Raw genomic sequence first — 11,712 nt, 5'->3', positions numbered from 1 at the left:
CATTCGCAAGGATAAGGCCCCGAGTCCTAAGCCAAGAATGCTTACACTCAATATGAGGAAAGCAAAGGTGTAAAAATATTCCGCTGAGAAAATTCTCGACCAAATAATCTCCATTGAGATTAAGGCTAGAGATAGGAGAAAGACGATTAGATTTTTGTTTGTGAGTTTCATTGATATCTAAATTAATAGGGTTTGGGTTAATTAAGCCTCTGAGTAATCAATAAATATACCTAAGTGCTTATTAGCTTAATAATCATATGTGTTATACATAAGCATATTTATTTGTGTTCATCTGTCTGTTCGAAAGCGGATGCTTTATTGTTCATAATCGTACAGATTATGTGTTAGCTAATTATTTGATTTGTACACTTATTCTTTTTTTGTTTTCACACCGATAGCCATTAAATCTTCTTATTAATTAAACTGGCCTATATTTTCACTAACTAAATTAAACTAAAAAGGCGAACTTATTAGTTCGCCTCTTTAATATTCCTTCTTTCAAAATGTTTAATAAATCACATCCTGATTCTTTTCGAAGTCGTAGAAGGTTTTGCGCATAAGGTCAGCTAATTTTAGTTTGTAATCGATAAATGCTCTTAGGTGCGATTCGTTGGTTTTGTCCAATCGTTCACGATCCAGTGCCAAAGTCTGACTGTCGATATCGCCATTGGAGAATCTATTTTGCGATATGTCAAAACTTTTTTCGGCAATTACTTTGTTCTTTTTAAGTAGTTCCAAGCGTCTCAGTGTGCTATGTACTTCGTTTACCGTTCTGATCACCTGGCTTTCAATTTCGATGGTTTGGGCTTCTTGCTGATAAACGCTTTGTTTGATTTGCGCTTGCACGGCTCTAACTCGTGAGCGGTTCTCTCCCCAATCGAGAATTGGAATTTTCAGTTTTAGCAAAATACCAAAGTTGGCAGGTCTATCCTTTAGAGTACCCCAGGTTCCATTAATGGCACCACCTAGGTTTTTATTGATATCGTATTTATCCATCCCAACAAAATCGTAATAGGCTTCCAAGTCTCCCGATAGGGTTCCTTTTGATTTTATACGTTTCAATTCAATATTGGTCAGGTCTATTTGCAATTGCTGTTCCTTAAGTTCCAATCTGTTTTCAAGAGCTTTTTCCAAAGCGATTTTAACATCAATATGTATGGGATTGTAGCTGAAATCACTTTGCAATTCAATATTTTCAGATAAAGAAAGACCTAGCACTTGCTTAAAAACGTTCAATTGTGAGGCATGGTTCACAGTGGCAAGATCGTAGGCGTTTTGAGCTTCTCCCAAATCGACTTCCATTTGTAGGGCTTCCACTTCTCTGATTAAGCCCGCTTTGTATTTGTTTTGGGCAATTTTATAGGCTTCTGAAAGTCTGTCCATCGACATTTTTGTAATGCCCATGTGTTCCTTTGAGGCATGCAGATCGTAAAAGGCTTTACTTACTTTGTAAATCAAATCCAGTTCATTTCTTTTTAAACGTTTACTGGTTAAATCGTAATTCAATCGGGCTTTTTCGTATTCCGATCTTATCGAGTTGTAGGCGTAAAGCGACTGAATAGGTTGTGTTAATCCGATACGGGTCTGTAGTTTCATAAATTTTTCGTCCTGATCGTAATCATCGGTATTGTATATGCCCGAACGAACAAATAGACGTCCATCTGTAGGCAAAGGTTGATCGATTGTCAGGTTTCCAGAGTAGGACAGTTGTTTGTTCGAAAAATAAGTCATGCCCTCGCTATCCTGAAAATCAACAATTGATTCTGAGTAGTTTGGTGCTGTTATGTCCATACTGATGTGAGTTTTGAACGAAGAGTTGGCTGCTTTTAATTGATATTGAGCAGAATTTAAACCCTCTTTCAACATCAGCATAGTGTAACTCTGTTCTTTGGCAATCTTAATACTGGTTTCTAAATCCAGTTTCATAACTAAAGATTCTTGAGCCTTAAGTGTGATGTTGAAGGAGAAAAATAGAAGTAAAATGGCTGTTATTCTTTGTGTGTTTATCATGTTTTTGCTCTTTTTGAACGGCTTATATTTGAGTTAGAATGGCGTTGCTGGGACTTAGAATTGTTGTGTTGAGTGCATCTTTGGTGATCAGGCCGTCGCGAATGATAATGCCTCGGTCTGCCTGTTCTGCAATTTCGGGTTCATGGGTAATCAGGATAATGGTATTGCCTTCCTGATGCAGTTCCTTAAAAATTCCCATAATTTCGAATCCTGTTTTGGTATCCAAATTCCCTGTGGGTTCGTCGGCAAGTATAATCCCTGGATTGGTAACCAGGGCACGAGCTATGGCTACACGCTGTCTTTGTCCACCCGACAATTCGTTGGGTTTGTGGTTCATCCTGTTTTCCAGACCGAGCCTTTTCAAGGCCTTTTTAGCGAGATCTTTCCTCAAGTGTTTTTCAACGCCCGAATACATTAGGGGCAGCTCTACATTTTGCAGGGCATTTAATTTTGGCAGCAGGTTAAACGTTTGGAAAATGAAACCAATCTTTTGATTACGGATTTCGGAAAGTTCATCATCTGTTCGTGATGAAATATCGATTGAATCGAAGAGGTATTGTCCAGAGCTTGGTGTATCCAGGCAGCCCAGTATGTTCATCAAAGTCGATTTTCCTGAACCTGATGGTCCCATGATGGAAACAAATTCGTTAGTCGAAATATTTAGGTTGACGCCCCGTAGTGCTTCAACCTCCATATCGCCCATGATATATTTTTTTCTTAGATCTTTAATTTCAATTAGCATGATTCAAGGGATTTATTCGTAACGAATGGATTCAATAGGACTCAAACGGGCTGCTTTTCGTGCGGGCAAATAACCAAAGGTGACACCCACAAGTACCGAAAATAGGAAGGCGATGAGAACTGAGTATAGGGTGACACTTGTGGTAATGGCAGTGGATAGCGAGATGGTGATGGAAAGTGTTAAGCCAAAAATGACCCCGATAATTCCTCCAATGATGCTTAGTACAAGTGACTCGGTGATAAATTGAGAGAGGATGTCATCTTTCTTTGCACCAATCGCTCTTCGTACACCAATCTCGCGGGTTCTTTCCATCACTGTGGCCAACATGATATTCATAATGCCAATGCCACCTACCAATAAAGAAATAGCAGCAATCGAACCCAAGAGGATATTGTAAATACGGCGTTCTTTTTCTTCCTGTTTCAATAACTCAATCGGGATGACAATACTAAAGTCCTTGTTGTTGAAATGATGACGGTTTACCAGATTCTCAACAATTTTAGATATTTGGGTAATGTTTTCAGAGCCCTCTAGTTTTATCGTTATTTGTTTTAACTCACTGGAGAGTAATTTTTCTTTTTCGAACCGTTTGTGAAAAGTGGACAGGGGGATATAGATGTCGGAATTTAAATCCCGGGATGCCAGTTCACCGACCGTCTCTGTAAAAAGCGATTTGCTTTTCAATACACCAATCACTTCCAGCCATTGGTCGTCAACCTTAATGCTTTGTCCTATCGGATCGTCGATAGTAAAAAACTTGGAAGCGATATCAGTCCCAATTACACAGACCTTTAGTTGTCTGTCTTGATGGTTCTTATTGATAAAACTACCTGTATCGGTCGAATAGTTTAGGATTTTAGAATAACTTGGGGTCACGCCAATCAAAGTCGCTTTTATGGATTTGTCCTGGTATTTGATATTGGCTTTCTTTTCTGCTTGTGGCGCCACATCAACAATCTGGGGAACAATTTCCCTGATGGCTTGTGCATCTTCTAGAGATAATCCCGGAGAAAATTTGGCTCGCATACTTTCCAATTCTTTATCAGAAAGATCCATGTCCCGGATGATAATATTATTTACGCCCAGTTGTTGGTATTTTTTTATGGCTTCACGTTTGGCACCCTCTCCAATGGAAAGCATGGCAATAACGGAAGCAACGCCGAATATAATACCCAGCATGGTCAGAAATGATCTGAATTTGTGCTCTCTCAAGCCGTTGAAGGCAGCTTGTATATTTTCTTCTAATTGCATGGAGGTTCAGTTTTGGCTGGTTAGTCTTGGTTTTTAGACGATTGATTTTGGGCTATTCATAGTGAGTGAACTATTAAGCTTCTTGCTGACTTGCAGGATCTTTCCTTCTGTTAGCCTGATATAGAGCTTGTCCCTTTTTTTGTTCGCCCAGAATAACCGTGTAATTGTTGTTAGAAAAGCCGATCTTAACTTCTTGTCTTTTATTTTTTTCAGGAAAAATGAAGTATTTCCCTTTATCTCGTAGCAGGCAATCATTATGCACATACATCACATTTTGATAATCGGCATAAAAAATCTGACAGCTAACGGTCATTCCTGGCTTTAATCTTTCATCATTGTTAATGATCGTGATTTCAGCATCAAACACCTTAATCTTACTGTCTTGCTCTTTGGGTTTACTGAGTTTGCCTAAAGAGCTAATTTTCCCCTCAAATACGACTTCGGGAAGGGCATCTAATCTAACCTTAACCTTTTGTCCTAATCGAACTTTTTTATAATCAAGTTCATTTATACTGGTTTTTACCTTCATCGAGTTGATATCTGGAACAAGGGCAAAAGATTGATTTAAGAAGATTTCATCACCAATCTTATAATTCTGTTTGGATCTTCTGTTTTTCTTGAGTTGCACAATACCATTTATTGGACTGACTATATCCAGTTTTTTGACTGCGATATATGCTTGCTCAATATCTAGCTTAATCTGATTAACCTTTAATTCTTGAATTTTAATTTGATTTTCCTTGATGATCTTTTGGCGCTGAATGTTACGAATGGCTTTTGTTCTGTTAATCTGGACCTGTTCAAATTCCAGTTTTTTGATTGTGCGCTTTTGTGGTGATTCAAATTTAAAGGTTTCCATTTCCAGCTCCTTCAGTTCGTAATTGGCCTGTTCTTCTTCGAGGGCTATTTCTAAACTCTGCACTTGATTGTCTTGCTCAATTATTTGTTTGTTCAAATTGGCTTGCTCCAGATTGTATTGGGTCTCAAGTTCAATGATTCTTTTACGAACTGTTGCTTCATCTATTTTAGCAATCTTTTCACCAAGCTTTACCAGAGTCCCATTATCAACTAAATCAATAATTTTAAATCGCCAACCATACCTAAATCCGATTGATGGCATGTTGATACTCACTGCATTAATTGCTAGTAACTCACCAGTTTCAGTTATTGAAGCTGTAAAACTGCCCTTTTGGATTTTAAATTCTGAGTCTTTATTATTTTTGCTACAGGAAATGAAGAATAGCATTCCCGCCAGTAATAGGATTTTTACTTTTTCCATAATGAAATTGGGGTTTATAATTCGTCCTGCTTATTCTTTGATTCATTTTCAGGAAAGGGATCAGATAAAGCGAGCTGATCTCCTTCTTTTATGCCTTCTTTTATAATGACAAAGTCGCTATTGGAAGCACCAATCCCCACTTCTGTTTTTTTGAAGCTACTTCCTGATTTTAAGTAAACCCAGTGCTGGTTTTTTTCGGAATACAAGGCGTCTATTGGTATGAGGAGTTCATCTTTTATTTCGTCAATCATTATTTTACAGCTAACAGTCATTCCTGGTAGTAATTTTGGTGATGTCCCATCAATTAGGGTCTCTATGGGAAAAACCTTGATCTTATCTTTCCCATTTTTGCTTTCGGCCAAATTGGCAATTTTGGTTACTTGCGCAGAGAATATTGTATCGGAGTAAGCGTCTAATTTAATCTCAACCTTTTGTGAGGAGCGAATCTTTGAAATATCAATTTCGTTGATCTTTACTGTCGATATAATTTGACTTAGATCTGGAAGACTAATCATAGGATTACCCGACCATGTTTGATCACCAACTTGCCATTTGTTGTTGGTGCTCCAGTTTTTTGTTAAAATGGCTATACCCGGCGCAGGACTAATTATAGTAAGACTTTTTAGTGCATCTGTAGCTTCTATTACCTTAGCTTCTAACTGTTTTATTTTTAGGAGAGATTGTTGTAACTCTTCGTGCTGAATTTTTTTTGTGTTTAAGATTTCTCCTTTGGCTTTACCCAATGATATTTTAGCCTTTTTTAGTTTAAGTTCAATCTCTCTCTTTGTTATCTCAGCTTCATATTCAGCTAGTTCAAAGTTTATCTCAGAAATACGATGTGAGATTTCTGTGATCTTAAAGTTCGATTCTAACTCCTCTAATTTGGAAGCTTGCTCAGCTTTGTTTTTTTCCAACTCTGCTTTAGCGATGTCCAATTCATTATTCGATTGTTCAATAGCTTTCCCCACTTCAGATGGATCGAATATCATAACGGTATCACCTTTAGTCACTTCCTTTCCATCGTCAATGATTTTGATGATTTTAAGATTCCCAAACCGCCATGAAATGGCTGGCGAAGAAATATTGATCGAATTCGAGGCTTTTAATTCTCCTTCTTCGGTTAAGCTTATGGAGAGATTACCTTTCTTTACTTTGTAGAGTGAAATGTCATCTTTTCCATCAGGAGAACATGCAGTGCAAATAAGAATTAATAAGAAGATGCTTAGTTTATTCATCGGAGGTATCTTTTTTCAGGATTTGATTTTTGTGTGGTTTGATAAGAGCTACTTTTTCTTCAGCTTTAAATCCGCTTGTTACTATAGCCTGAATGGCATTTTTATAGACGATTGTTATGCTGCGTTTTTCAAATTTATCTTGCTGCGCCACATACACTACCTGTATACTATCTTCGGGGAATACGGACAGTAAGGGTATGATATAGGCATCAGGAATTGTTTTTGTTATAATATTACAGAATACAGATTGTCCTGGCTTGGGCTCGAAGTTTATCGAGTCAATTTTAGCAATGATGTCAAATATCTTGACTTCAGAATTCTCTTCGATAGGTTTTCCAACTGGGGCTTTGTTTTTAATAAATCCTGAAATTATTTCATTGGGTTTAGATTTGCCTTTAAAAGGGAAATCTTTTTCTATCTGTTTACATTCTTGTTCAGTAAGAGAGAGTTTGACTTGATAGGATGCAGTATTTGGAATTTTAGCTATAGCCATACCTCCCCAAACAATATCTCCTTCATTTATTAATTTATTACTTCGGCGTTGTTTTGCACGTAAAATTGTACCTGAGATAGGCGCTTTTATAATCAGTTGGTCTAAAAGTGATTTCGCACTACTTAATTGGATTTCGGCTTGTTTAATTTTAATTTTCTTCTGACTGAGTATCGATTTGTTGATATTTTTTAAACTATTCAGTCGGTTCACCACCTTTTGTTTTTCCAGCTCAGCTTTTTTTAGTTCGAGACCTATAATTTGTTTGCGAGAGTTTGAGACAAATTTTTGCTGTATGCTGTCTAATTTCTTAATGGCTTCACTGGCTTCAATGGTTTCTTTTTGGGCAATCAGTAGTTGTGTGTTTAGATTTAATTGCGCTTCGGTTTTTCTGTATTCAGCTTTGGCATTATCTAAATCGGAGTTCGCTTGTTCATATTTATTTGCAATTTCCTTGGCTTCGAGGATGCAAATAGTATCTCCTTTTTCAACCCACTTGCCGTGCTTAATCAGATAGGATATGCTTGCATCAGCTCTTAAACGAGGACATGAAATATTTAGAGTGTTTGAGGGCTGAAGTTCACCAACTACAATCAAATGATCTGTGTAATCTCTATATTCAATCTGATGTGTGTAAATATCATTTTGTTTAGAATGACATGATGAGATTGTGAAAGTTAAAAGTGAAATTGAGAGTATTGTAATTGTTTGTTTTGAAAAGATTGTCATACTTAGGTTTTGGTCGGATTGAAATTATGACTGATTATCTTATTGTTTATGATATAGGTATTTTTGTTGTCTGAATTGCTGTCTAAATTGCTGTTTGTGTGGTTGTTCTGGCATGTAGAGTAAGGCTTTTGTTAATAATAGATCCTTACAAGTATAGTTAAATAGTTTTTATTAAGTATGAATTTAACTTTTTTTAATATATTGTTTTGTTTGTGAGCTGGGTGAGCATTCTTGTCTTTATAATATAGCGTGTATGGTCTGTTATATATGTTAATTCTAAAACTAGAAAAAGCTACTCGTGGGGAGTAGCTTTTGTCTTTCTTTTTAATGCAGCACCTAGTTTACCTGTGGGTAGGTTTACTGGCCTTATGTTGAATTTAGATTAGTGAATAATCAGGTTTTTAGAAATGAAATTTATAATGGGTTTGGTGCTTGTATACTTCTCCTGGATGAATTAAGCCATGTGAGAAATTATCTTGGTTTGGCGCATCAGGGTAACCTTGTGTCTCTAGAGCAAGTCCTGAAAAGGGGCCAAATTTATTATTCCCTTCAATATTAATATACTTGCCTGTGTAGAGCTGTAAGCCCGGGAAGTCTGTTGAAACTTCCATGCTGATATTTGATTGTTCTTCGTGGACTTTAGCCACTTTTCTAAGCGTTTTGCCTTTAGTTTTTAATACAAAGCAGTTGTCGTAATTTTCTACAGCCTCGATATCCTGACTAATTTTCTTTTGAGCTCTGAAATCGAAAGCTGTATTGTCAACTTCCAGATACTTACCAGTAGGAATTAGTTCTGTATTGTTTTCAAGAATATAATCTGAATCAATTTGAAGTTCATGATTTAAGATGTTCTCTTCTCCACCCGTGAAGTTAAAATAAGTATGTGAGGTGAGGTTGATTGGGCTAGTTTTATCGCAAGTGGCAGAATAATAGATGGTAAGCTCGTTTTTATCATTTAATTCATAGATGACTGTTATTTTCATGTTTCCAGGAAAATTCTCATCGCCATCTTTACTAAGTAGACTCAATCGAAGCTTAGAATCATCAATAATCTCAGCATCCCATGTTCGTTTATCAAAACCAGAATAACCACCATGTAAGTGATGTTGCCCATGATTAGTTGGTAGTTGAATTTCCTGACCGTCAATCGTAAGCTTGCCTTGATTGATTCTGTTGGCATATCGCCCAATAATTGCTCCGAAATAGGGGTAATCTCTCAGATAGTTTTCGCTTTGATACTCTTCCAAAGAATCAAAACCCAAAACAATTTCTCTGTCTCCTGATTTTATTGGTAGTGTTAGTGAAGTTAGTATGGCTCCATAATTTGTGATTTTTGCGCAAACACCATTTTTATTTGAAAGAACAAAATGCTTGATCTTATTGTCTTTATGGCCAAATGCTTGTGCTTGAATCATCAGTTGAGAGTGTTGTTTTTAATTTATAGAATATTAACTTTGAAATGGATTTTGCCTATTCTCCATCTTTTGAAAGGTCGAAATTATAAGAAAAACTTCAGAATCAAACATATTATACAAATTAATTGTATCGTACTGGTAGCTACCTGTCGTTAAAGATGTATCTTTGCAAGACCAATTGTTTACACTAAGAATCTTATCTCATTCCTGAGATTTTAAACTATCAATATGTTGAATCAAATCTTTAAGATATCTACCGATTCCGGAATTCCCAAATATAAACAAATGATTAATTCTTTACTGGAAGCTATTGAAGCTGGTTTGATTCACAAAGGTGATCGTTTGCCTTCAATCAATGCCATTTGTAAAGAATTTACCTTATCGAGAGATACGGTTTTGGTTGCTTTTAATGAACTTAAAGCTCGAGGCGTTATTTTATCTGTTCCTGGTAAGGGGTATTATGTAGAGAGCACTGTAACCCAGTTTAAACATAAAATATTCTTACTTTTTGATGAATTAAATGCTTTTAAGGAAGTGCTTTATAATTCATTCCTTGAGAGTTTGAAAGGACAGGCTGTTGTTGATATCTACTTTCATCATTTTAATAGACAGGTTTTTAAAGATTTGGTAGAAGCAAGTAATGGGGCTTATACGTCTTATGTGATTATGCCTGCTAAATTTAATGACGCTTATTCTATTCTTAAGCAGTTGCCTCAAGATAAGGTTTATATTCTCGATCAAACCAATGCTACACTTGTGAAGCATTACCCGTCGGTTCATCAGAATTTTGAGAAAGATATGATTGCTGCCCTAAACTCTGGTTTGAAAGAACTAAAAAAGTATCAGAAACTCTTTTTGGTTTTCCCAGGAGGTAAGGAGCCATTAGGTCAGATGAAAGGTTTTAACAAGTTCTGCGACAATCATAAAGATCAATGGGAGTCTGAAGTGATTTCGAGTCTTAAAAATCATCAAATACATAAGGGCGAAGTTTATATTGTACCATCCGATAAGGATCTGGTTTCTCTTGTGAAAACAGCCAAGTCTGAAAAACTTAAACTGGGAGTGGATTTAGGTATTATTTCCTACAATGATACAGCTCTAAAGGAAGTTGTAGCTGATGGTATCTCAACGATATCAACAGACTTTGAATTGATGGGAATTATGTTGGCTGATATGGTGTTGAATAAAAAGAATAAGCAAATAGAGAATGTTTCGAACCTTATAAGGAGAAAATCATTTTAGCTTTCTAGCTAGTTGCTTAAAAATAATGCAAGCCTGTTTCTTTTTTAATGAGACAGGCTTTTTTTTGTTCTGACGAGCTGTGTTTTAACTGTTTGTTTTAAGATCATTAAATAATTAAATTTAATCTCTAAGCTTATAGTTCTTGGAATAGTAGAAACTATTTGTAAATTTACCGACCAGTACCAACCAGTTTGATTAATTATGAATGTAAAAAAGTTGAAAGAACAGTTCTTTAATCTCTACGGAGAAGGTGACTGTAAAATATATTTTGCCCCAGGTCGAGTGAATCTTATTGGAGAGCATGTCGATTATAATGGAGGAAGAGTTTTTCCTTGCGCATTGACGTATGGCACTTATCTGATTCTACGGGAAAGAGAAGATGATTCCATTTTCTTTGCCAGTGAAAACTTTGAATATAAGATCAGAATTTCTACTGATCAGATTAAAAAAGGAAATAACGAATGGGTGAAGTACCCTATGGGTGTTTTGGATCAGTTTCAGAAGAGAGGATTTAAGGCCAAAGGAATGGAACTCTTGTTCTCTGGTAATATCCCCAATGGTGCTGGTTTGTCATCATCGGCTTCAGTTGAATTGGTGATGTCGGTTGCATTTAACGAATTGGTTGAAGCAAATTTCGACCAAGTCGAGCTGGTGAAAATGTCTCAAAAGGCAGAGAATGAATTCGTAGGCGTTAATTGTGGTATTATGGATCAGTTTGCCATTGGCATGGGAGTTAAAAATCATGTTTTAGCTTTGAATTGTGATACGCTAGAGTATGATATCGTACCTCTTAAGATGGATGGTTATAAGCTAGTAATTGGAAATACCAATAAGCAAAGAGGCTTGGCAGATTCGAAGTACAATGAAAGGCGCGCTGAATGTGAGCTTGCTGTTGAATTGATTAGCCGTAAGAGCAAAATTGATTTCTTGTGTGAACTAAATAACGAGGAATTCAAGAATATTGAACCCTTATTAAGTAATGAGGTCGTAAGACGCAGAGCCAAGCACGTTGTTTCTGAAAATCAACGTGTATTTAAGGCGATTGATGCTCTAAAAAGCGGTGAACTTGAAACCTTTGGCCTTTTAATGAATGCTTCTCATGATTCACTTCGTGATGATTATGAGGTAACAGGAATTGAACTGGATACGATGGTAGAAGAAGCTCGAAAGATTGATGGTGTCTTGGGATCGAGAATGACTGGTGCTGGATTTGGTGGATGTACAGTAAGTCTAGTTAAGGATGAGGCTGTGGAAATCTTTATTAAAACTGTTGGTGATAATTATAAAAGTCGTATTGGTTTAGATCCCGAATTCTATGT

The 11,712-nt window shown here is 36.4% G+C and carries 9 protein-coding genes; 2 read left to right on the top strand and 7 right to left on the bottom strand.

All coding sequences use genetic code 11. The features are described from left to right. Positions 1-507: 507 nt before the first annotated feature. The 7 genes from ABY905_RS08785 to ABY905_RS08755 all read right to left on the bottom strand — a co-directional run bounded on the left by ABY905_RS08785 (position 508) and on the right by ABY905_RS08755 (position 9,151). Positions 508-2,010 (bottom strand): TolC family protein, encoded by a 1,503-nt coding sequence (locus ABY905_RS08785; RefSeq protein WP_372642634.1) that lies wholly within the window; start codon positions 2,008-2,010, stop codon positions 508-510. A gap of 22 nt (positions 2,011-2,032) precedes the next feature. Further along, complete coding sequence (locus ABY905_RS08780; RefSeq protein ID WP_372642632.1) at positions 2,033-2,752, bottom strand: ABC transporter ATP-binding protein; 720 nt, start codon at positions 2,750-2,752, stop codon at positions 2,033-2,035. Between the two features lie 12 nt (positions 2,753-2,764). Next, on the bottom strand, positions 2,765-4,003 hold the full coding sequence (locus tag ABY905_RS08775; RefSeq protein WP_372642630.1) for an ABC transporter permease: 1,239 nt from the start codon (positions 4,001-4,003) through the stop codon (positions 2,765-2,767). A 73-nt stretch (positions 4,004-4,076) separates the two neighbouring features. Further along, positions 4,077-5,282 (bottom strand): efflux RND transporter periplasmic adaptor subunit, encoded by a 1,206-nt coding sequence (locus ABY905_RS08770; protein WP_372642628.1) that lies wholly within the window; start codon positions 5,280-5,282, stop codon positions 4,077-4,079. A 14-nt stretch (positions 5,283-5,296) separates the two neighbouring features. After that, entirely contained in the window at positions 5,297-6,517 is a 1,221-nt protein-coding gene (locus ABY905_RS08765) for an efflux RND transporter periplasmic adaptor subunit (RefSeq protein ID WP_372642626.1), read from the bottom strand. Then, positions 6,510-7,736 (bottom strand): efflux RND transporter periplasmic adaptor subunit, encoded by a 1,227-nt coding sequence (locus ABY905_RS08760; RefSeq protein ID WP_372642624.1) that lies wholly within the window; start codon positions 7,734-7,736, stop codon positions 6,510-6,512. Before ABY905_RS08760 ends, ABY905_RS08765 begins: the two co-directional genes overlap by 8 nt. 401 nt (positions 7,737-8,137) lie before the next feature. Beyond that, entirely contained in the window at positions 8,138-9,151 is a 1,014-nt protein-coding gene (locus ABY905_RS08755) for an aldose epimerase family protein (RefSeq protein WP_372642622.1), read from the bottom strand. Positions 9,152-9,379: 228 nt separating this feature from the next. On the opposite strand from ABY905_RS08755, the gene ABY905_RS08750 reads away from it, so the two are divergent. Further along, positions 9,380-10,393: a GntR family transcriptional regulator gene (locus ABY905_RS08750; protein ID WP_372642620.1), complete on the top strand. Its 1,014-nt coding sequence runs from the start codon at positions 9,380-9,382 to the stop codon at positions 10,391-10,393. A gap of 201 nt (positions 10,394-10,594) precedes the next feature. Further along, the coding region (locus ABY905_RS08745; RefSeq protein WP_372642618.1) for a galactokinase at positions 10,595-11,712 on the top strand (1,118 nt) is incomplete at its 3' end.

This window comes from Ancylomarina sp. (assembly GCF_041555295.1).
Taxonomy (GTDB): domain Bacteria; phylum Bacteroidota; class Bacteroidia; order Bacteroidales; family Marinifilaceae; genus Ancylomarina.
The sequence above is the reverse complement of the archived record's forward strand: the minus strand, read 5'-3'. Positions and strand labels throughout refer to the sequence as shown.